Origin of the sequence: Nonomuraea sp. NPDC050394 (assembly GCF_044459065.1) — a bacterium.
GTDB lineage: Bacteria > Actinomycetota > Actinomycetes > Streptosporangiales > Streptosporangiaceae > Nonomuraea.
Window position 1 is genome coordinate 70,460 of the sequence record NZ_JBITIO010000013.1, and the last position, 21,117, is coordinate 91,576.

The window sequence follows — 21,117 nt, forward strand, 5'->3', positions numbered from 1 at the left end:
GGATCCGGCTCGGATTTTCCGTGAGGTTTGGTCTTGATTCGCCTACGCGCAATGTGAAATTTTACATATCACATTACCCACCCCCCAACTCAGGAGTATGCGATGCGAGTCGCAGGATCCTTACTCGTGGCGGCCGGGCTCGTGCTCGGCGGCCTCGCCGTACCGGCCAACGCCCAGACGCCCGCCCCGCAGACCGTCACCCAGCGAACGGACCTCACCCCCCGAACGGACCTCACCCCCCGCACGGACCTCGCCTCCCGCACGGAGCCCGTCTCCCGCACCGACCCGGCACCCCGTCCGGCCACGGAAGCCACCGAAGCCCGGCACCAGCAGGACGAACCCCTCAAGGCCGATGTCCGGCCGCCCCTCCCGGCCACCACGGACCAGCTCAAGCAGGACTACGACGAGCCCGCCAGGCAGCAGAGGTCGCTGGCCGCCTGCGAGGTCGAGGGCCGCACCGGAGCCGCCCTCGTCACCGCCGTCAAGGCCGCCGACATGAGCTGTCTCAACGGGCTCTTCTCGCTCACCGGCTCCCGGGCCCGCGCGGCCTTCCAGGAGCCGCAGATGGTGACGGTCGCGAACGCCCTGCGCGACACCGCCGCCGCCTACCCCGGCGACAACAGCACCAAGACGCTCCAGCTCGTCCTGTACCTGCGCGCCGGCTACTACGTGCAGTGGTACTACCCGCAGGACGTCGGCCAGTACGGCGCCGCGCTCAGGACCGCCATCCGCGGCGGGCTGGACGCCTTCCACAACAACTCCCGATCGGGCACGGTCAGCGACGCCAACGGCGAGGTGCTCGGCGAGGCCGTCATCCTGATCGACAGCGCCCAGGAGAACGCCCGCTACCTCCCCGTCGTACGCCGCCTGCTGACCGCCTACAACAGCACTTACGACGCCTCGTGGTCCATGGTGAACGCGGTCAACAGCGTCTACACCGTCCTGTTCCGCGGCCACCAGCTGCCGGCGTTCGTCACCGCCGTTCAGAACGACCCCAGCACGCTGACCACGCTGCGCGACTTCGCCGTCAGGCACCTGAACCTGCTGAGCACCGAGCGCGCCTACCTGACCGGCAACGCCGGCCGCGAGCTGGCCCGCTTCGTGCAGCACGCCCAGCTCAAGGCGACGGTCCGCCCGATGCTGCGCGACCTGCTGCAGCGCTCGCGGATCACCGGCCCGACCGCCAAGCTCTGGGTGGGCGTGGCCGAGATGGCCGACTTCTACGACCGCGCCAACTGCGCCTTCTACGACACCTGCGATCTGCAGAACCGCCTGACCGCCGCCGCCCTGCCCGTGCGGCACACGTGCGGCCCCACGCTCAGGATCCGCGCCCAGCAGATGACCGCGGCCGAACTGAGCGGCACCTGCTCCAGCCTGAGCGGCCAGGACGCCTACTTCCACAACCTGGCCGCCGACAACGGCCCGGTCGCCGGTGACAACAACACGACGCTGGAGGTCAACGCCTTCGACTCCAGCGACGACTACCAGACCTACGCCGGCGCCATCTTCGGCATCGACACCAACAACGGCGGCATGTACCTGGAGGGCGACCCGTCGGCCGCCGGGAACCTGCCCAGGTTCATCGCCTACGAGGCCGAGTGGCTGCGCCCGGCGTTCCACATCTGGAACCTCAACCACGAGTACACGCACTACCTCGACGGCCGCTTCAACATGCACGGCGACTTCGGGGCAGGCGTGAGCACGCCGACGATCTGGTGGATCGAGGGCTTCGCCGAGTACGTCTCCTACGGCTACCGCCGCCTGGTGTACGACGCCGCGATCGAGGAGGCGGCCAAGCGCACGTACCAGCTGAGCACGCTCTTCGACACCACCTACGACCACGACACCCAGCGCGTCTACCGGTGGGGCTACCTCGCGGTCCGCTACATGTTCGAAAAGCACCGCGCGGACGTCAACACCGTCCTCGGCCACTACCGCAGCGGCAACTGGAACGCCGCCCGCACCCACCTCAGATCACTGAATTACAACGCCGGCTTCGACACCTGGTTGACGGCCTGCGCGGCCGGAGCCTGTGGCGGTGACACCGGCGAGCCGCCGGTGCCGGAGTGCACCGGCTCGGACGCGCGGGCGCTCGGCCAGAACTGCCGCCGCAGCGGCCTGTCGGCCACCCAGGGCAACTACGCCTACCTGTACATCCTCATCCCGCCCGGTACGGCGAAGCTCGCCATCAAGAGCGACGCCGGCACCGGTGACGCCGACCTCTACTACAGCTCCTCGTCGTGGGCCACGACCGGCTCCCACACCCAGCGGGCGACCGGCGCCGGCAACGCGCACACGCTCACCGTCACCAACCCGCCCGCGGGTTACCACTACATCAGCCTCCATGGCTCCGCCGCCTTCACCGGAGCGGCGGTGACCACAAGCTTCTAGAAGTAGCGCGACGTGAGGTCCCCGGTGGGCCACGAGCTCACCGGGACCTTGTTCATCTGCTCGGAGAACCCGTCGAAGTCGGGCGAGCCCTGCTCCTCGCGCCGGTTGAAGCAGGCGGCGTAGCTGAAGCCGTTCTGGATCCGGCACAGGTAGGTGTAGGTGCCCGGCATCGAGCCGTTGTGCCAGGTGTTGATGTTCCCGGGCACCTGGCGCACCCAGATGCCGCCGCCGTACCAGGAGCCGAACTCGTTGACCCCGGTCTCCGGCTTGGCGATGAGCCTGGCGATCGACGCCGAGCTGAGCACCTTGCCGGGCCGGTCCATGGCCAGCGTCCAGCGCACGAGGTCGACGGCGGACGCCAGCCAGCCGCCGTTGGCGTCCTGGTTGGGCATGTTGAACCCGCCGTAAGGGTAGGGCAGGACCTTGCCCGAGGCGTCCACGACGCTCTTGTTGGTGTACTTCGACTCGTAGATCGCCTCGCCGGGGAAGGCCTCGGCGCGCAGGCTGCGCCCGAGCCGCATCCGGGTGATGCCGAGCGGCGCGAGGAGCTTGGAGCGTACGTACGACTCGTAGGACTGGCCGGAGACCTTGGCGATGATCCGGCCCAGCAGCATGTAGCCGTAGTTGCTGTAGACCATCTTGGTGCCGGGGTCGTGGTCGAGGCGGCGCTGCGAGCCGTACCTCATGATCTCGGCGTGCCCGATCGGCAGCGGCACGTCGAGGGCGGCGGCGATCGTGTGGTCCAGCCAGAGCGGGTCCTTGGAGACGTCGCGGTCCCAGCCGCCCAGGTGGTGGATGAGCCGGAGCACGGTGACCTGGGCCAGCCGCGGGTCGGTGGTGGTGGACAGGCCGAGCAGCGGCGCGACCTTCGCCGACAGGGTGAGCTTGCCGTCCTGGACCAGCCGCATGATCGCGGCGGCGGTGATGTTCTTGCTGAGGCTCGCGATGCGCATCGGCGACGTCGGCGTGATCGCGGGCACCGCGCGGGAGCCGTCGTTGTAGCGGTAGGCCCGCGCCAGCACGATCCGGCCGTTCTTCATGATCGCGAGCTGGGACTGCGAGATGTTGCGGTCCTTGACGAACTTCTTCATCAGGTTGTCGAACCCGGCCAGCTGTGACGGGGCGACGCCGTTCGCCTCGACGACGGGCACGGGCGCGGCCTGCGCGGGGCGGGTGACGAGCGCGGCGGCGGGCAGCAGTCCCGCGCCGGTCTTGAGCAGGGTCCGGCGGCTGACGGTCATCGGGTGGGATCTCCTAGGGGTACGACGGGTCAGCTGCGCCCCGGCCTCGGCCGGGTAGTCTCACAGGTGACCCCCGAGTCACATCCGTCTCAATGAGGTCCGTATATTACGGACCTTTCCGGATGTCTCGCACACCCGGGGTCTCCCGTCGGCCTGGGGCGAGCGCAATGGCCCAGGCAAGACACCCTAAAATAGGCCTGTTTGAAATGAACTTTCTGGCGTGGGCGTTATATCGCGATGAAGGAGGATGACGCATGACGACGGCTGCTCTGCAGACTGTTTTGACCGTTCCTGAGCGCTTCCAGGGTCCCCAGGGGATCGTCAACGGAGGCTGGCTGGCCGGTACGGTCGCCGAAGCTCTGGGAGGCCGAGGCAACGCCGTCGAGGTCACCCTCCACGCCCCCACCCCCGTGGAGACCGAACTGCGCCTGGAGCACGTGGCCAACACCGCATCGCTCTACCACGGCGACAAGCTGCTGGTCGAGGCCATCCCCGTGCACGAGGACCTGAAGGCCCCCGAGTACGTGCGCTTCGCCGACGCCGCCCGCGCCGAGGCCGCATTCCCCGGCTGGCAGGGCCACGCCTTCCCCGAGTGCTTCGTCTGCGGCCTGCGCGCCCCCGGCGACGGCCTACGGATCTACCCCGGCCCGGTCGAGGGCACCGGCCTGGTGGCGGCCGGTTGGCGGGTGCCCTACAACGTCGCCGGTGCCGACGGCGTGCCCGACGCCATCGTCGGCGCCGCCCTCGACTGCGTCACCGGCTGGGCGCACTTCGGCCCCGGCGAGTCGGCCCTGCTCGGGCGGCTGGCCGTACAGATCCACCGCCGGGTCTACCCCGACGGCACCTACTCGGTCGTCGGCCGCGCCACCGGCCGCGAGGGCCGCAAGCTCTTCGGTGAGAGCGCCATCTACGACGGCGACGGCACCCTGGTCGCCGCCGCGCGCGCCACCTGGATCGCTCCACGCTGACCCGTCAAGGGGTACGGCCCGGCCGTACTCCTGACAGGCGGGCCGCCACCAGCGCCGCGCACCGCTCGTCGAACATGATCGTGTAGTGGTTGCAGCCGGGCACCAGCTCGTCGCGCAGTCCCGGCACCCGCTGCGCCCAGTGCGCGGCCAGCGGGCCGGGCAGCATCCCGACCTCCTGGTCGAGCAGCCCGCGCGGCGCCCGCAGCAACGTCACCGGCGCCTCGATCGCGGCCAGCGCCGACCCGATCTCCGCCCCCTTGAGCCGCATCCACCGGCCGTCCTCGCGCACCGCCGTACCGACGGCCCGTGAGCGCAGCGCCCCCTCGGGCCCGGTCAGGTCATAGCGGACGTACTCCTCGGCCGCCGGCGTCCAGCGGCCGGCGAAGGCCGGATGCGCCTGAAAGAAGGCCACATAGTCGTCCGCCGACGGGAACGTCTGGCTCAGCCGGGCGATCGCCGGGCCGAGCGTGGCCTCGATCTCGGCGTCCACGTCCGCCCCCGGCGCCGGCGGCGGGAACGGCAGCCCGCCGTCCACCAGGACCACCCGCTCGAACGGGCGCCTTGCCGCCGCCAGCACCGCCACGTACGCGCCCATCGAATGCCCGGTCAGCACCGCGCCGGGGCCGGCGCCCACGTGCCCGGCCACCCGCAGCACGTCCTCGGCGTGCCGGTCCAGCCCGTAGGGGCCAGGCAGGTCCGCGCTGTGGCCGCGCCCGCGCAGGTCCATGGCGACCAGCGACCAGTCGTGCGGCAGGTGCGCGGCCACCGCGTTCCACGCCATCAGCGAGGCGGTGATGCCGTGCACCGCGACGATCAGTTTCGGCCCGGATCCGAAGACCGCGAACCGCATGCCGTCCACCTCGTCGTATCGCATGACGAGATCCTAGGAGCAGCCTTTCGTGTAGGGGAGTCCCGGATTCACGTAGGTCCGCCATTCGGCCTCGCTGAGCGAGCGGCCCGTGCGTGCGCAGACGGCGGCGGCGACCTTGGCGGGGGCGACCGGGTGCTCGTTCAGGTGGCCGTCGCGGTCCAGCGTCAGCAGGGTGGAGCCGTCGGCGCTGAAGGCCAGCGAGAGCACCTCGCGCACCTGCGGGTCCATGGCGCCGCCGATGTCGCGCAGCGTCGCGAGCTCGGTGCCGCTGACCGGCTCGTACAGGCGGATCCTGCCGTCGGCGGTGGTCCAGGCCGCGACCACGTCCTCGCGGGGCGAGCGTGCGCTGATCGTGCCGACGCCGGTGGAGACCGCGCCCGTACGCCGCCAGGTGGCCAGGTCCCAGCCGGTCATGCGCTCGCGGGAGTCGATGACGAACAGGGTGCCGCCGGCGCGGTCGAAGTGCAGGCCGGCGACGGTGCTGTCCCTGCCGCTGCCGCCGAACGGCGGGCCGGTCGGGTTGCCGGTGGCGACGTCCATGACCGTCACCTGCCGCCCGCCCACGGCCAGCCGCCGGCCGTCGGGGGAGAAGGTCGTGAGCGGCTGGCCGTCGTGCCTGAACCGCCACAGCATCCGGCGGGCTCGCCAGTCCCAGACCTGGACCAGATAGTCATCTTTCCGCTTGAACCCCGGCGAGGTCATCGACAGGGCGAGCAGGGCACCGTCCGGGCTGATGGAGACCAGCTCCGGTCCCAGCTTCTCGTCCGGGGTGAAGGTGTGGACCGTGCCGTCCTCCACCACGGTCACCCGGCGGCTTTCCCGATCGATGCTGACCATCAGGCGGCCGTCCGGGCTGAAATGGGCCGACTCCAGCTCCAGCGCCCCGCCCTCTGACCCGCCGTCGGACACGCGCCGGATCCGCACGCCGTCGGCCAGGCCGCCGATCGCCATCCTGGCGCCGCCCGGCGCCAGTTGCCCCACCTCCAGCGGGTTGACCGGCCTGCCGCGCAGGTCGGCGACGTCGAGCGAGAAGACCTGGTCGGCCTGAAGGTAGCGGAAGGTCGTGCCGTCGAAGCCGCCGCTCGGCCGCGACGCCTCCTCCGCCTCGCCCCTGACCGGCACCGAGGCGAGCAACTGGGTGTCGGACATCCGCCAGAACTGGATGGTCTCCTCCGCCATGGTGGCCACCAGCCGCCCGTCGCCGCCGAAGACCGGGGCGCCCATGTTCCAGACGCCCTGCGTGCCGGCGCCGTCGAGGTCGCCGAGTTCCTCCACGCGCCCGCGCCCGGTCAGCCGCACACGATCCGGGTTCGGGACGCCGACCTCCTCGGCCCGCCAGAGCCCGTCCTGGCTGAAGGCCATGCCGTCGCGCACGCGCGAAGGACTGGTCGCGCCCGTGCGCAGATCCCACCGCGTGCCTCCGTCCGCGTCGGTCACCACGGGCGAGTCCTCCGTGGGGAAGACCACGCCGACCCACCCGTAGACGACGTCGAACGGCCTGGCGAAGGTCACGCTCCGGATCGGCCGGCCCGTGCGCGTCTCCCACGCGCGGGCGCGTCCGGCCGTCACCACCAGGAGCGTGCGCCCGGACGGCGACAGCTCCACCGCGCCCATCAGTTCGCCCTTGAGCCCGAGCCGGCGTACCCCGCCGGCGCGCCGCCCCGTCCGCAGGTCCCACAACCGGGCCTCGTCGTCGCCGACGCTCACCAGCCAGCGGCCGTTCGCGCTGATGGCCCGCATCGTGTCCGGGCTGGTCGCGGGATCACGGAACATGCCGGTCTCCCGCTGGTTGGCGGAGACCGTCAGCTCCGCCCGCGTGCGCGGCGTCTGGTCCAGCTTCCACGCCGTCGCGCTGAACAGCGCCGCCAGCATCGGATCGGCGCGCCGGGTCGAGGCGGCGAGCGTGGCCAGCCGGTCCGCCTCCGACCTGCGTAACTGCCCGGCGATCTGCTCGGCCCGCTCGTCGGCCAGCCGCCCCTGGTGGATCGCCAGCCCCCCGGCCACCAGCGCGGCCACCAGCAGCCCCGCCAGGCTCAGCACGGCCAGCCGCGAGCGCCTGGCCCGGCTGCGCGACAGCCGCGCGGCCGCCTCCAGGAAGTCGCGCTCGGCCGTGGACAGCGTGATGTTCCTGCGCGCGGTGGCCGCCCACCGCAGGGCGTTCTCCAGGCTGCTGCCCTGGAACAGGTCGCCGTCCCTGCGCCCCGCCGCCTCCCACCGGCTCGCCGCGGCGAGGATCTCCCGGTGTACGGCCAGGCCGTCGCGGTTGGCCTCGATCCAGCGCCGGTAGCGCGGCCAGGCGTGGGGGAGCGCCGGGCGGGCCAGCGTCACCTCGTCGTCCGTCCTGGTCAGGAGGTAGGCGAAGACCTCCAGCAGGCGCTTGGCCGCTGCCGCCTCGGGCAGGGGGCGGCCGTGGAGGATCTCGGCCAGGGCGGCCCGCCGTACCGTGAGCTCGCCGCGCGCGCCGACCGTGACCAGCCGCAGGAACACCTCGGGCGCCAGTTCCCGCACGGCCGGATCGAGGAGGCCGTAGGTCTCCTCGGCGAGCGTGCCCAGAGCGGGGTCGTCGGCCTCCGCGCCCATCCGCGCCGCCTCGCGCCCGCCCGCGGCCAGCAGGCGCCCGGTGTCGAAGCCGTCCGCGTCCGGCGGCCGCCTGAGGCCGGGCCCGCCGCGGCTCAGGTGCGCGGCGTCGAGCCGGGTGTCACCGCTGACCAGCGCGAGCAGCAACTCCCGGGCGCTCGGGCGCTCGGCCGGGTCCCTTCTCATCGCCGCCTCGGCCATCGGGCGCAGCGAGCCGGGCAGCACGCTCAGGTCGGGCGTGGACGACAGCACGCGGTGCATGATGGCGCCCAGGCTGTCGGCCTCGTACGGATCGGCGCCGGTGGCGGAGAAGACGAGGACGCCGGCCCACGCGAACACGTCCGCCGGAGCTCCCGCCCGCTGCCCGGTGAACACCTCGGGCGCCATGTAGGCGGGCGTCCCGGTCACCAGCCCCGTCGTCGTGAGTGACATCTCGGCGGTCCTGGCGATGCCGAAGTCGATCAGCCGGGGCCCGTCGGGCCCGAGCAGCACGTTGTCGGGCTTGAGGTCGCGGTGCACCACCCCGGCGTCGTGGATCGCGGTCAGCGCGGTGGCGATCGCCGTGGCCAGCCGGTGCAGGTCCCCGCCCGCGAACCGGCGCCCGCCGGCGACCGCCGCCCGCAGGCTCGGCCCCTCGACGTACTCACTCACGATGTACGGCCGCGGCCCCTCCAGATCGGCCCCGACCACCTCGGCGATGCAGAAGGACGCCACCCGCTGGGCCGCCTCCGCCTCCCTGACCAGCTGGGCGGTCTGGTCACCGTGCAGCACCTTGACCGCGACCCGGCGGCCGTCCTCGCCGTACCCCTCGTAGACGACGCCCTGCCCGCCCGCGCCCAGCCGCCCCGCCAGCCAGTACGTGCCGAGCCGCTGCGGGTCCCCGTCGATCAGCTTCCCCATGGCCAGTTGGATGCGGCTGAGCAGGGGAAGGTTGCCGGTAAATTACGCAATATGCGGATTACCGTCATCGAACACGAGGCCGACGCGCCCCTCGGGTACTTCGCCGCCTGGCTCGGCCTGCCCTGTGACATCGTCCGCCCCTACCTCGGTGACCCGATCCCCGTCAGCGCCGCCGACGGCCTCATCGTGCTCGGCGGCGAGATGGCCGCCTGGGAGGACGAGGCCCATCCCTGGCTGCCCGCCACCCGCGACCTGATCCGCCGCTCGGTCGCCGGGCAGACCCCGGTGCTCGGCATCTGCCTGGGCGCCCAGCTCATGACGCTGGCCTGCGGCGGAACGGTCGAACGCGGCGCCGCCGGCCTGGAGATCGGGGCCTGCCGGGTGACCCTCCTCCCCGTCGCCGACCCTCTACTGTCCGGCTCCGGCCTGGCGGGGACGGTCCCCGCCGCGCAGTTCCACCGGGACGCCATGACCACCCTGCCGGAGGGCGCGACGCTGCTCATGACCGGCGAGCGCTACCCCCACCAGGCCTACCGGCTGGGCGCGAAGGCGTGGGCGGTGCAGTTCCACCCCGAGGTCACCCCGGAGATCTTCGACCGCTGGATCGCCGCCTCCGGGCAGGACCAGAACCTGGCTACGGAGGTGAAGGCCGCCGACGCGGCCCTGGTCGCGACCTGGCGGCCCGTCGCCGAAGCCTTCGCCGCCGTCGTCAGAACCAGCGGTCGTCCTTCCGGGGCCGCCGCGGCCGGGTGAGCAGGTGGGCCAGGACGTGGACCCCGCCCAGCACCACGGGAAAGTACAGCAGCCCCGCCGTGCTCCCGCGCACCGGAACCCCCTCGGCCTTCAACCGCCGCCACGCCCAGGCGGCGAACGGCAGCACCACCAGCGGTGAGGTCACCAGCCCCGGCGTGTAACCGCGGGTGATCGCGGCCTGGGCCAGGTGCACCAGCCCGTGCAGCCCGAACCCGGCCAGCACCGTCTGGAACAGCGGGCTGCGCCCGCCCGTACGCGCCCCGTCGGCCGCGGCGCCCGCGATCACTCCGGCCATGAGCCCGATCGCCACGTTCACGTGTCGCTGCGACATCTCCAGCCGTTCCCACGGCACCTGCGGGAACCGCTCCTCCAGCCGCTCCCGGTTGTCGCGCACCCACCCGGCCATCGTCGCGAGCTCCTCGGCGTCGTGCACCGCCCACGCCGCCAGCAGCCCCCACGTCACGGTCTTCGGAACCTGCCCCATCATCGCCCTCCCAACAAAACACAACGCACCGTTGCGTTTCACTTTAAGCGTTTCACGAGGCCACCTGTCAAGATGGGGAGGTGCCCAGGATCGAGTCCACCGCAGCCCGCCTGGCCAAGCTCGGCTTCGCCGACGGCGCCCGCGCGGCCCGCCTGGTCGCCGAACTCACCCCGGCCCCGGCCGCCGCGTCCGTCGTGGAGGAACTGCTCGACGACCTGGTGCGGGTGGCCGATCCCGACCTGGCGCTGACCTCGCTCACCCGGCTCGCCGAACGCGACCCCGCCGTCCTGGCCGCCCTCCACGCCGACCGGCCGCTGCGCGAGCGCCTGTTCGCCGTCCTCGGGGTGAGCGCGGCGCTCGGGGAACACCTGGTACGCCATCCCGGCCAGGTGGGGCTGCTGGCCGTACCGGAGCCGGGCGAGGCGCGCGCCGAGCTGCTGCGCGCGGTCGGCGCCGAGCCCGCCGCGACCGAGCCCCGCGCGAGCACGGCGACCGGCACCCTGGTGGCGCTGCGGGTCGCCTACCGCGGCCGCCTGCTCCACCTGGCCGCGCGCGACCTGACCGGGCAGGCCGCGCCGGCCGAGGTCACGGCGGAGCTGTCCGACCTGGCCGGCGCGGCGCTGGAGGCGGCGCTCGCGATCGCCCGCGCCGAGGCTCCCGACGGCCTGGACACGGTACGGCTGGCCGTCATCGGCATGGGCAAGTGCGGCGCCCGCGAGCTCAACTACATCAGCGACGTCGACGTCATCTTCGTGGCCGAGCCGCGCGACGGCGCCGACGAGACCAAGGCGCTGCGCTCCGCCACCCGGCTGGCCCAGGCGATGATGCGCGCATGCTCCGCCGCCACCTCCGAAGGCGCCCTGTGGGAGGTCGACGCCGGCCTGCGCCCGGAGGGCCGCTCCGGCCCGCTGGTACGCACGCTCGCCAGCCACCTGGCCTACTACCGCCGCTGGGCCAAGACCTGGGAGTTCCAGGCACTGCTCAAGGCCCGCCCGATCGCCGGCGACCTGGAGCTGGGCGCCTCCTACGTCGCCGCGGTGAACGACCTGGTCTGGTCGGCCGCCACCCGCGACAACTTCGTCGAGGACGTCCAGGCGATGCGCCGCCGCGTCGAGGAGCACGTACGGGCCGAGGGCGAACGGCAGATCAAGCTCGGGCCCGGCGGCCTGCGCGACATCGAGTTCGCGGTGCAACTGCTGCAGCTCGTCCACGGCCGCCTCGACCCGCTGCTGCGCCGCAAGGCCACGCTGCCCGCCCTGGCCGCGTTGTCCCGGGGCGGGTACGTCGGCCGCGAGGACGCCCGCCAGCTCGCCGAGGCCTACACGTTCCTGCGCCAGGTCGAGCACCTGCTGCAACTGCACCGGCTGCGCCGCACCCACGTCCTGCCGACCGCCGAGGAGGACCTGCGACGCCTCGGCCGCGCGCTCGGCACGCAGGTGAACCCGGTGGGCGAGTTCACCGCGCGCTGGCGCCGCCACGCCATGGAGGCCAGGCGGCTGCACGAGAAGCTGTTCTACCGGCCGCTGCTGCAGGCGGTCGCCCGGCTGCCCGAGTCGGAGGCGCGCCTTTCCACCTCGGCCGCGGCGGCCAGGCTGGAGGCGCTCGGGTATGTGGACCCCGCCGGCGCCCTGCGTCACATCGCCGCGCTGACCAGCGGAGTCTCCCGCCGCGCCGCCATCCAGCGCACGCTGCTGCCGGTGATGCTGGGCTGGTTCGCCGGCACCCCCGATCCCGACGCAGGACTGCTGGGCTTCCGCCAGGTGAGCGACAAGCTGGGCTCGACGCCGTGGTACCTGCGGCTGCTGCGCGACGAGACCGCCGTGGCCGCGCGGATGGCCCGCGTGCTGGGCACCAGCCGCTACGCGACCGGCCTGCTCACCAACGCCCCCGACGCCGTCGCGCTGCTGGGCTCCGACGACGAGCTCGCCACCCGTCCCGCCGCCGCGCTGCTCGCCGAGGCCTCCGCGGCGGTCTCCCGGCACGACGACGCCGAAGCGGCCGTGGCCGCCGTGCGCGCGCTGCGCCGCAAGGAGCTCTTCCGTACGGCCGTCGCCGACATCTCCGGCCTGATCGACATCGAACAGGTGGGCGTGGCCCTGTCGGAACTCAACGACGTCACCATCCAGGCGGCGCTCGACGCGGCCGTGGCCAAGGTCACCCTGGAACGCCGGGCCCCGCCGCCGACCCGCTTCGCGGTGATCGCGATGGGCCGGCTGGGCGGGATGGAGTGCTCCTACGCCAGCGACGCCGACGTCATGTTCGTCCATTCCCCGCTCGCGGGCCCGGATTCCCGCTCCCCGCTCGCGGGCCCGGATTCCCGCTCCCCGTCCGCGGGCGCGGAGTTCCGCTCCCCGTCCGCGGGCGCGGCGGAGCGGGAGGCGTCGGAGGCCGCGTTCGCGGTGGCCAACGAGCTGCGCCGGCTACTGGCGCTGCCCGCGCAGGACCCGCCCCTGCTGATCGACCCCGACCTGCGGCCGGAGGGCAGGCAGGGCCCGCTGGTGCGTACGCTCGCCTCCTACGCCGCCTACTACGCCCGGTGGTCCTCGCCCTGGGAGTCGCAGGCGCTGCTGCGCGCCCGCTTCTCGGCCGGGGACGCCGCGCTGGGGGCGGAGTTCACCGCGGTGGCCGACGGCCTGCGCTACCCGAAGGGCGGCATCGGCGAGGACGCCGTCAGGGAGATCCGCCGGCTCAAGGCCAGGATGGAGGCCGAGCGCCTGCCCCGCGGCGCCGACCCGGCCCTGCACACCAAGCTGGGCCGCGGTGGCCTGTCCGACGTGGAGTGGGTGGCCCAGCTGCTCCAGCTCCGGCATGCCCACGAACACCCGTCCCTGCGTACCACCCAGACGTTGCGCACGTTGCGCGCGGCGGTGGAGGAGGGCCTGCTCGACGCGGCCGACGAGGCGGTGCTGGGCGAGGCGTGGCGGGCCGCCTCCCGCATCCGGGACGCCATCATGCTCGTCAAGGGCCGTCCGGGTGACAGCCTCCCGGCCGGAGCCCCGGAACGCCGCCTCATCGCCCGCACTCTCGGCTACCCGCCGGACGGCTCCGAGGACCTCCTGGACGACTACCGCCGGGTCACCCGCCGCGCCCGCCAGGTGGTGGAACGCGTCTTCTACGGCTCCTGAGCCGGGATGACGTTTGTCAGGCGGGATCGATGACGGAGGAGTCTGCACCCGCCCCGGGGAAGGCGACACACTCGGGGCATGACGCTGAGCATCGCCGAGGAGTTCGTACTTCTCGCACACGGGGACGAGGACGGCAAGCCGTTGGTCAAGGAGGAGCGGGTCAAGCTCATCCTCGTCGCGGCGCTGATGGCGGAGCTCGCGCTCAGGGAGCGGATCGAGCTCGACGAGGACGGCGGCGTCCTGCTGCTGGAGGGCGCGCCGACCGGCGACGCCGCCCTGGACGCGATGCTGGCCAGGATCGGCGAGGTCGAGACCACGCTCCTTCCGCGCACGTGGTTCGCCAGGCTGCACGCCGGGCAGGACCCGGCCCCGATCCTGGAAAGCCTGGCCCGGACCGGTGCGCTGCGGGCCGAGCGGCGCAGGAGCTTCGGAGTGTTCACCAGCACCCGCTACCCGCAGGGCGACCCCGCCTTCGAGCAGGAGGTACGGGCGCGGATCCAGGCGGGGCTCGACGGCGCTCAGGTCACTCCCCGCACCGCCGCGGTGCTGGCCCTGGTGTACGCCGCGCGCCTGCTGCCCCGGTTGTTCCCCGGCGCCGACACCGCGCGGGCCGACGAGCTCGTCGCCGGCGACTGGGTCGGCCAGGAACTCCTCGCCTACTACGGCGGCGCCACCAAGGGCGACGTGGCCACGACGGCGTTCAACACGGTCTTCGGAGACGGCGCGCTCTAGGGACGGCTCAGCCGGTAGAGGACGGTACGGCGGAGCGGGCTGCCCTCGGGGACGTTCGGGTGGTCGAAGTCGTCGGCGGGGTCGCGGGTCATGCCCAGGCGTTCCATGACGGCGCGCGAGCGGACGTTGCGCACGGCGGTCATCGAGACGATCTCCGCCAGGTTCAGCTCGGCGAAGCCGCGGGCCAGCGCCGCCCTGGCCGCCTCGGTGGCGTACCCGTGGCCCCAGGCGGACCTGGTCAGCCGCCAGCCGATCTCGACGGCCGGGGTGAAATGGGCGGGAAAGTCCCAGTAGATCAGCCCGGTGAAGCCGACGAACTCCCCGCCTTCCCGCACCTCAAGCGCCCACAGCCCGTAGCCGTCGCGCTCGAAGCCCCTCTCCATGCGGTCGATCATCATGTCGCTCTGCGCACGCGTCAGCCGGGCAGGGAAGTGCTCCATCACCTCCGGGTCGGCGTTCATGGCGGCGAACGGCTCGCGGTCCTCCTCGCGCCAGCGGCGCATGATCAGTCGCTCGGTCTCCATCCTGTCAACGATAGGACGAAAGCCCCGCCTCCACAGCCTCCCGCTCATCGTGCAGAAGCCCGTGCACGGCCTCCTGGAGGGCGAAGGTCGCGGCATAGGCGCGCGCCCGTTCCGCGAGATCGGGAAACCGAACGGCCAGCCGCCGCCTGACCGGCTCAGGCGAGGAGACCGACAGCGCCGCGAAGTCGACCGCCGGATCGCCGGGTCCCGCCTCGTCCCAGTCGAGGACGCCGCTCACCCGGCCGTTCTCGATCAGGACGTTGGCGCCGCCCAGGTCGCCGTGGACGAACCCGGTCGGGGCGCTCGCGGCGGTCTCGGCGGCCGCGGTGACCTCGGCCAGCGCCCTTCGGCCCGCCTCGGGGGACAGCAGGGGGACGACGCGGTGCCGTACCTCGGTGGCGAGGGTCCGCCACTCCGTGCGCCAGGACGTGGCGCCGTCGTGCGGGATGGCGGCCAGGCGCACCAGGAGCGCGGCGAGCGCGTCCGGCTTCACGGGCGTCAGCTCCGACAGCGGCGCGCCCGGCAGCAGGCGGGTCACCAGGCAGCCGGCGCGCACGAGCACCACCTCGGGAGCGGGCAGGCCGTGGGCGCGCGCCAGGCGCACCCGATCGGCGAGCGGCTCCACCGGCGCGCCGTGGCGGGGAAAGCGCCAGGCCAGCCCGGCGTCGTCGTCGAGCACCACGTCGGCGTGCTCGCCGCGCACCAGACGCAGGCCGTCGGGGGTACGGCCCATCGCGCGGGCGTAGTCCTCGATCAAGGTCGTCCTCACTCCCGGTAGTGAGGACGACCTTATCGGCGGCCCTTGATCCCGGTGACGCGGCGGAGCAGATCCCACCAGAACGGCGCCCCGAACAGCAGCGCCACGTAGGTCAGCAGGTAGCCGGGCCAGTGGCTGAGCGTGGTGAGGCGCTCCCACCACACGCCGCCGTTCCAGTGGACGCTGGGGTCGCCGTCGGCGGGGATGGTGACACTCATGATCGCGTTGTCGAAGATCTTCACCAGGGCGGGCGAGCTGAGGGTCTCGGTGAGGCAGTCGGTGAGCTGGATGTTCCCGGTGCACTTGGCCTTGAGCTCGTTGACGGTGGCCGGGTCGCCGGCGGCCACCGCGGCCACGCCGGTGCGCAGCGCGTTGTCGCGCAGCAGCGTCTTGGCGTACTCCAGGCCGTCCATGCTGAACAGCAGCGTCACCACCAGCCCGAGCGCGGCCATGACCCACTTCACGTAGCGCTTGTACAGCATCGACAGGCGCTGCATCTCGCCGTCGAACCAGGTCTCGACGCCCTGCCTGAAGCGGTCGAGGTCGCGCTGGGCGCCCTCCCAGACGCCCATCAGGTGGCCGTACAGCGGGCTCTTCATCGCCTTGAGCTTGGCCAGCCAGCCTTCGACGCCGTTGGGGTCGGTGGCCGCCAGCTCCATCAGCGCCACGGCGAAGCGGGCGGGCGGGATGTTGGAGATGCTGGTCTTGCCCGTCTTGGGGTGGTCGATCTCGCGGACCCGCTCGTACAGCAGCTTCGTCATCGCGTCGTCGCCCGCCGACTCGTGGGCCGGCATCGTCGACTCCACCGGCGCCGGCTGGTCGCTGTGCTTGGGCCTCGGATCGCGCAGGAACGGCAGCGCCGTGAAGACGTCACGGATCTTGGCCGGCAGCCACGCCCTGCCTCCGGAGGAGCCGTCCAGGGTGTCGCGCAGGTAGGCCCACAGAAACTTGCTGCGGATGGCCAGCAGCCGCACGATGCCCTCGTTGATGCCGCTGACCAGCAACGACAGCAGCAGGAACGACAGGATCAGCCCGATCGCGAGATCAACATAAAGAGACAGCAAAATGGATCACCCCGCGCCTTGATACACCCCGGCGCGTCCGGCCCGCAATGCGATCGGCGGATCACGCCCGCGACGGACCCCCGAAAAGCACATACTGGGCTATGACCCAGGACGCGGCGGGCGATCGGGCCGTGGCCGCCGGCTCTGTCGGCGAGCGCGCCATCGTCATCCCAGGCGATCACAACACCGTCCAGGTGGGGGTGCCTCCGGCTGCCGCCGGACGGCTCGTCGTGGGGGACATCCCACAGCTTCCGGCCGCCTTCCAGGAGCGTCCCGGCATCATGTCCGGGCTGCGCGGCGAGGATCGGGTGAGCGTGGTCCGCTCGGTGAGCGGGGCGCCGGGCGTCGGCAAGACCACGATGGCCGCCGCGTACGCCCGCGAATGCCAGGCCGCCTCGTTCGCCGTCGTCGCCTGGGTCCACGCCGAGACCCACGAGCAGATCGTCGCCGGGCTCGGCCGCCTCGCCGATCGGGCGGGCCTGCGCGGCGCCGGCGACTCCTCGGCCGAGGCCGCCGAGAAGGCCCGCGACTGGCTGGCCGCCGCCCGCGAGCCGTGCCTCCTGGTCTTCGACAACGCGGCCAGCGTACGCGAGCTGCGCCGATGGGTGCCCGCGGGCGGCAACGTGCGGACGGTGATCACCACCAGGGACCGGGCGTTCGACCGGCTGGGCGCGCGGGTGCCCGTGGACGTGTTCACCGAGCGCGAGTCGGTGGCGTACCTGGAGCGGGCCACCGGCCTCGGCGACCCCGCCGGCGCCGCCGCCCTGGCCCGCGAACTGGGCCACCTGGCACTCGCCCTGGCTCAGGCCGCGGCCCTGATCGAGGATCGCGGCTCCACCTACGCCGCCTACCTGGCCACGCTGCGCCGCGTACCGCTGGCCAGGAGCCTGCGCAGTTCCGACAGCGACGCCTATCCCGACAGCGTCGTGCGGGCCGTGACCCTCGCGGTGGAGGCGGCGGAGGCCGAGATCGACGGCGCGGCCGACGTCCTCAGCGTCCTGTCCGTGCTGTCCCCGGACGGCGTCCCGCGCTGCCTGCTCTACCCGGCGATCGACGACGACGCCCTGGACCGCCTGGCCGCCCTCGTGCGCAGGTCGCTGCTGACCTGGAGCCAGGACCGCCTGTCCGTGGTGGTGCACCGGGTGACGCAGCGCGTACTCAGGGAACGCGACCCCGGCGCCACGGGCCGTGCCCTCGACAGCGCCGCCGAACTCCTCGAGGCCTACCGCCCGCTGGACACCTGGGTGAACCGCGCCAAATGGGAGTCCTTCGTCGCCCAGGCGGAGGCGGCCTACGCCCACGTGGGTGAGCGCTCGGTGCCCGTACTGGCCGCCCTGAGGCAACTGGGCGTGGGCTACCGCGCCCGCCACTCCAGCAACGCCGACGCCGTGGCCCTGTTCGAGCAGTGCCTGGCCGACTTCGAACGCGTCCTCGGCGCCGACCACGAGATCACCCTGAACACCAGGGCCGACCTGGCCTTCTCCTACAGCCACCTGCTCCAGCCCGAACGAGCGGTGGAGCTGTACGAACGCACCATCGCCGACTACATCCGCGTCCTGGGCCCCGACCATCCCGGCACCCTCAAGTGCTACGCGGGCCTGGCCGACGTCTACAGCCTGAACTACAACTCGGCCGACGCGGTGCCGTTGCAGGAGCAGGCGGTGGCCGAGCACGTCCGGGTCCTGGGCTCCGGCCACCGCACCACACTGGGCCGCCGTGGCCTGCTGGCCCTGACCTTCAGCCACGCCGGCCGGCACGAAGACGCGATCTCCCTCATGGAGTCGACCTGCGCGGACTGCGTCCGGGCACTGGGCGAGAACGACTCCGACACGCTGATGGCCGAGCGGGGGCTGGCGATGGTCGTGGGCAACTCCAGGGACGACGAACGCGCCACCCGGCTGTACCGGACCTGCATAGCCGGTTACGAGCGCGTACTCGGCGCCGACAACGTCTTCACCCTGCAGACCAAGCTGGTGTTCGCCGACTTCCTGGCGGCGACCGGCGCCCCGGCCGCCGCCCGAACTCTGTACGCGCAACTGCTGGAAACCGGCGAACGCGTCCTCGGCCCCGGCCATGTGGTGACCGAACAGGCCCGATCCCACCTGTCCACCCTCGACCGGCAGCACGATCCGGCCGGGCCCTGAGCAGGCGAACGGCCCGGCATCGTGGTCGATGCCGGGCCGGGGCCGCTGCCTACACGTCGTAGTACAGCTCGAACTCGTGGGGGTGGGGCCGCAGGCGGATCGGGTCGACCTCGTTCTCGCGCTTGTAGGCGATCCACGTCTCGATCAGGTCGGGCGTGAAGACGCCGCCCTCCAGGAGGTAGTCGTGGTCGGCTTCCAGGGCGTTCAGGACGTCGGTCAAGGAGCCCGGGACCTGCGGGATGTTGCGGGCCTCCTCGGGCGGCAGCTCGTAGAGGTCCTTGTCCACCGGCTCCGGCGGCTCGATCTTGTTGCGGATGCCGTCGATGCCGGCCATCAGCATGGCGGCGAAGGCGAAGTACGGGTTGCACGACGGGTCGGGCACCCGGAACTCGATGCGCTTGGCCTTCGGGTTGGAGCCGGTGATCGGGATGCGGACGCACGCGGAGCGGTTGCGCTGGCTGTAGACCAGGTTGACCGGCGCCTCGTAGCCGGGCACCAGGCGGTGGTAGGAGTTCACCGTCGGGTTGGTGAAGGCCAGCAGCGAGGGGGCGTGCTTCAGCAGGCCGCCGATGTAGTAGCGGGCGGTGTCGGACAGGCCGGCGTAGCCCACCTCGTCGTAGAAGAGCGGGGAGCCGTCCTTCCACAGCGACTGGTGGCAGTGCATGCCGGAGCCGTTGTCACCGAAGATCGGCTTGGGCATGAAGGTGACCGTGTGGCCGTACTCCAGGGCGGTGCTCTTGATGATGTACTTGTAGAGCATCAGGTTGTCGGCGGTCTTGAGCAGCGTGCCGAACCTGAAGTCGATCTCGGCCTGGCCCGCGGTGCCGACCTCGTGGTGCTGCATCTCGACGTCGATGCCGCACTCGATGAGGTTGCGGACCATCTCCGAGCGCAGGTCGGTGAAGTGGTCCATGGGCGGGACGGGGAAGTAGCCGCCCTTGTAGCGCGGCTTGTAACCCAGGTTGCCGCCTTCGGTGGACTTGCCGGTGTTCCAGGCGCCCTCAATGGAGTCGATGTAGTAGTAGCCGGCGTTCGCGCTCGTCTCGAAGCGGACGTCGTCGAAGATGTAGAACTCCGCCTCGGGGCCGAAGAAGACGGTGTCGGCGATGCCCGTGCCCTTGAGATACTCCTCCGCCTTGCGGGCGACGTTGCGCGGGTCGCGGCTGTAGGCCTCGCCGGTCAGCGGGTCGTGCACGAAGAAGTTGATGTTGAGCGTCTTGTGCTGGCGGAACGGGTCCAGGACCGCGCTCGTCGGGTCGGGCAGGAGCAGCATGTCCGACTCGTGGATGGCCTGGAACCCGCGGATCGACGAGCCGTCGAACATGAGGCCGTCGGTGAAGACGCTGGCGCCGAAGTTCTCGACCGGGAAGGTGAAATGGTGCGTCGTCCCCGGCAGGTCGGTGAACCTGACATCGACGAACTGCACCCCTTCGTCCCGGATGAACTTCAGGACGTCGTCGGCGGAGTTGAACACTCTCAAACCTCCCTGGGGACGGGTATCAGCCCGACGTTAGGGGGAGGCGATTTCCACGCCGTGTCTCGTTTGTTTCGCCGGTGTTAAGGGGGCTCACGTGCCCGTGGTCGCCGTGCATCCATCGCTGACGGGCTGGTGCAGGTCATAGGGGTCGCGGGGCGCGCCGGTGCCGCTTACTCGGCCCGGCGCGGAGCCGGGGAAGCGCGGGTGGATGTAGCCGCCGGAGACGTCGCAACGCACCGGGGTGGCGTCGGCGCCGAGGCGTTCCACCCATACGCGCACCTCACCCTCCGACACGTAGATGGCGAACGAGCCGCGCGGCCGCGTCACCAGCCGGACCACCTGGTCCGGCCGGCCCGGACTCTGGACGGCGTAGACGACCAGATAGCTGACCTTCACGCGGGCGCCCTCGCGCAAGCGGGAGAGCGTGGCCTCGCCGCGGACCTTGATGACGTCCGTGGCCAGCTCGGTGGTACCGGGCGCGAAGCTGTTGACCCAGCTCCGGGTGATCTTTTTGCGTTGTCCGGGGTCGGCCAGGGCGGTGAACGCCTTGGGCTCGCCACCCATGAGCGTGGCGGGGTCGAGGTAGGCGGCGGTGAGCAGGTCACGCACCCGCGCCAGCCCCCTGCCCACCTCCTTGGCCGACAGCCCGCCGACCGCCTTGGGCGCGGGCAGCACGAAACCCGCCGCTCCCGAGGCGTATCCGGTGGCGGGCGAGCCCTCGAAGGGATCAGCGGGCGCGGGCGGCTCCGGCGTGCTCGTGGGCGCGGGCTGGGTCCGCCGTACGGCGGGCTCGGGCGTCAGCAACTCGGGACGGAAGGCCAGCACGCTCGCCGCGGCGACCAGCACGGCCAGGACCAGGACGACGGCCAGCGCCCACCGCCGCGCGCGTGAGGACGGCCGCCGGGAAGAGGGCGGCGCGGCCCGGCGCGCGGCCTTGGCGGCGGCCTCGCGCATCCTGCGCTGTTCGTCCTCCCCGATCTGGGACACCAGCTCCTGGAAGCGTGCGTCGAGGTCGTCCATGAGGAGACATCATGCGTGCGGAAACACCCAGGCAGAAGCGCGATTGGGTCACAATCGCGACCGGCGCCCCCGCCGGATACCGTGGTGGG

The 21,117-nt window shown here is 72.2% G+C and carries 15 protein-coding genes; 6 read left to right on the forward strand and 9 right to left on the reverse strand.

Annotated features, from left to right (window positions below):
• Nucleotides 1–102 precede the first annotated feature (102 nt).
• On the forward strand, nucleotides 103–2,391 hold the full coding sequence (locus ACIBKY_RS39310; RefSeq protein ID WP_397105074.1) for a M9 family metallopeptidase: 2,289 nt from the start codon (nucleotides 103–105) through the stop codon (nucleotides 2,389–2,391).
• Here the strand turns inward: ACIBKY_RS39310 and ACIBKY_RS39315 are convergent.
• Nucleotides 2,388–3,632: a serine hydrolase domain-containing protein gene (locus ACIBKY_RS39315; RefSeq protein WP_397105076.1), complete on the reverse strand. Its 1,245-nt coding sequence runs from the start codon at nucleotides 3,630–3,632 to the stop codon at nucleotides 2,388–2,390. The two genes, ACIBKY_RS39310 and ACIBKY_RS39315, sit on opposite strands and share 4 nt — an antisense overlap.
• A 254-nt stretch (nucleotides 3,633–3,886) precedes the next feature.
• On the opposite strand from ACIBKY_RS39315, the gene ACIBKY_RS39320 reads away from it, so the two are divergent.
• Entirely contained in the window at nucleotides 3,887–4,600 is a 714-nt protein-coding gene (locus ACIBKY_RS39320; protein WP_397105078.1) for a PaaI family thioesterase, read from the forward strand.
• A gap of 4 nt (nucleotides 4,601–4,604) precedes the next feature.
• Here ACIBKY_RS39320 and ACIBKY_RS39325 read toward each other — a convergent pair whose 3' ends face one another.
• Nucleotides 4,605–5,474 (reverse strand): alpha/beta fold hydrolase, encoded by an 870-nt coding sequence (locus ACIBKY_RS39325; protein ID WP_397105080.1) that lies wholly within the window; start codon nucleotides 5,472–5,474, stop codon nucleotides 4,605–4,607.
• Nucleotides 5,475–5,483: 9 nt separating this feature from the next.
• Nucleotides 5,484–8,948, reverse strand: a complete 3,465-nt coding sequence (locus ACIBKY_RS39330; RefSeq protein ID WP_397105082.1) for a protein kinase — start codon at nucleotides 8,946–8,948, stop codon at nucleotides 5,484–5,486.
• Nucleotides 8,949–8,999: 51 nt separating this feature from the next.
• Between ACIBKY_RS39330 and ACIBKY_RS39335 the strand changes: the two genes are divergently transcribed.
• A complete protein-coding gene (locus tag ACIBKY_RS39335; protein ID WP_397105084.1) occupies nucleotides 9,000–9,701 on the forward strand; it encodes a type 1 glutamine amidotransferase in 702 nt (233 codons plus the stop codon).
• Here ACIBKY_RS39335 and ACIBKY_RS39340 read toward each other — a convergent pair.
• Entirely contained in the window at nucleotides 9,658–10,188 is a 531-nt protein-coding gene (locus ACIBKY_RS39340; RefSeq protein WP_397105086.1) for an HXXEE domain-containing protein, read from the reverse strand. The genes ACIBKY_RS39335 and ACIBKY_RS39340 overlap by 44 nt on opposite strands.
• A gap of 77 nt (nucleotides 10,189–10,265) precedes the next feature.
• Here ACIBKY_RS39340 and ACIBKY_RS39345 point away from each other — a divergent pair, with 77 nt between their 5' ends.
• Together ACIBKY_RS39345 and ACIBKY_RS39350 are read left to right on the forward strand one after the other, a co-directional pair.
• Nucleotides 10,266–13,310, forward strand: coding sequence for a bifunctional [glutamine synthetase] adenylyltransferase/[glutamine synthetase]-adenylyl-L-tyrosine phosphorylase (locus tag ACIBKY_RS39345; RefSeq protein WP_397105088.1), 3,045 nt, complete (start codon nucleotides 10,266–10,268; stop codon nucleotides 13,308–13,310).
• A gap of 78 nt (nucleotides 13,311–13,388) precedes the next feature.
• Nucleotides 13,389–14,042, forward strand: a complete 654-nt coding sequence (locus ACIBKY_RS39350) for a GPP34 family phosphoprotein (RefSeq protein WP_397105090.1) — start codon at nucleotides 13,389–13,391, stop codon at nucleotides 14,040–14,042.
• On the opposite strand, the gene ACIBKY_RS39355 is transcribed toward ACIBKY_RS39350, so the two are convergent.
• From ACIBKY_RS39355 to ACIBKY_RS39365, 3 genes are read right to left on the reverse strand one after another with little or no spacing between them, the layout of a single operon-like run.
• Nucleotides 14,039–14,566 carry a GNAT family N-acetyltransferase gene (locus tag ACIBKY_RS39355; RefSeq protein WP_397105092.1) on the reverse strand — a complete coding sequence of 176 codons (528 nt, stop codon included), beginning with the start codon at nucleotides 14,564–14,566 and terminating at the stop codon, nucleotides 14,039–14,041. The genes ACIBKY_RS39350 and ACIBKY_RS39355 overlap by 4 nt on opposite strands.
• Before the next feature lie 4 nt (nucleotides 14,567–14,570).
• Entirely contained in the window at nucleotides 14,571–15,335 is a 765-nt protein-coding gene (locus tag ACIBKY_RS39360) for an aminoglycoside phosphotransferase family protein (RefSeq protein WP_397105094.1), read from the reverse strand.
• A gap of 20 nt (nucleotides 15,336–15,355) precedes the next feature.
• A complete protein-coding gene (locus tag ACIBKY_RS39365) occupies nucleotides 15,356–16,387 on the reverse strand; it encodes a hypothetical protein (RefSeq protein WP_397105096.1) in 1,032 nt (343 codons plus the stop codon).
• A 101-nt stretch (nucleotides 16,388–16,488) separates the two neighbouring features.
• Here ACIBKY_RS39365 and ACIBKY_RS39370 point away from each other — a divergent pair, with 101 nt between their 5' ends.
• A complete protein-coding gene (locus tag ACIBKY_RS39370; protein ID WP_397105098.1) occupies nucleotides 16,489–18,531 on the forward strand; it encodes a tetratricopeptide repeat protein in 2,043 nt (680 codons plus the stop codon).
• 49 nt (nucleotides 18,532–18,580) lie between these two features.
• Here the strand turns inward: ACIBKY_RS39370 and glnA are convergent, their stop codons facing one another.
• Nucleotides 18,581–20,005, reverse strand: a complete 1,425-nt coding sequence (gene glnA / locus ACIBKY_RS39375) for a type I glutamate--ammonia ligase (RefSeq protein WP_397105100.1) — start codon at nucleotides 20,003–20,005, stop codon at nucleotides 18,581–18,583.
• Between the two features lie 93 nt (nucleotides 20,006–20,098).
• Complete coding sequence (locus ACIBKY_RS39380; RefSeq protein ID WP_397105102.1) at nucleotides 20,099–21,028, reverse strand: hypothetical protein; 930 nt, start codon at nucleotides 21,026–21,028, stop codon at nucleotides 20,099–20,101.
• Between the last annotated feature and the right edge of the window lie 89 nt (nucleotides 21,029–21,117).

Coding starts and splice junctions, on each gene's coding strand:
- ACIBKY_RS39355 (WP_397105092.1), bottom strand. CDS start 14,566: ATGGAGACCGAGCGACTGATCATGCGCCGCTGGCGCGAGGAGGACCGC.
- ACIBKY_RS39320 (WP_397105078.1), top strand. CDS start 3,887: ATGACGACGGCTGCTCTGCAGACTGTTTTGACCGTTCCTGAGCGCTTC.
- ACIBKY_RS39380 (WP_397105102.1), bottom strand. CDS start 21,028: ATGGACGACCTCGACGCACGCTTCCAGGAGCTGGTGTCCCAGATCGGG.
- ACIBKY_RS39310 (WP_397105074.1), top strand. CDS start 103: ATGCGAGTCGCAGGATCCTTACTCGTGGCGGCCGGGCTCGTGCTCGGC.
- ACIBKY_RS39330 (WP_397105082.1), bottom strand. CDS start 8,948: ATGGGGAAGCTGATCGACGGGGACCCGCAGCGGCTCGGCACGTACTGG.
- ACIBKY_RS39350 (WP_397105090.1), top strand. CDS start 13,389: ATGACGCTGAGCATCGCCGAGGAGTTCGTACTTCTCGCACACGGGGAC.
- ACIBKY_RS39315 (WP_397105076.1), bottom strand. CDS start 3,632: ATGACCGTCAGCCGCCGGACCCTGCTCAAGACCGGCGCGGGACTGCTG.
- ACIBKY_RS39335 (WP_397105084.1), top strand. CDS start 9,000: ATGCGGATTACCGTCATCGAACACGAGGCCGACGCGCCCCTCGGGTAC.
- ACIBKY_RS39340 (WP_397105086.1), bottom strand. CDS start 10,188: ATGATGGGGCAGGTTCCGAAGACCGTGACGTGGGGGCTGCTGGCGGCG.
- ACIBKY_RS39370 (WP_397105098.1), top strand. CDS start 16,489: ATGACCCAGGACGCGGCGGGCGATCGGGCCGTGGCCGCCGGCTCTGTC.
- ACIBKY_RS39325 (WP_397105080.1), bottom strand. CDS start 5,474: ATGCGATACGACGAGGTGGACGGCATGCGGTTCGCGGTCTTCGGATCC.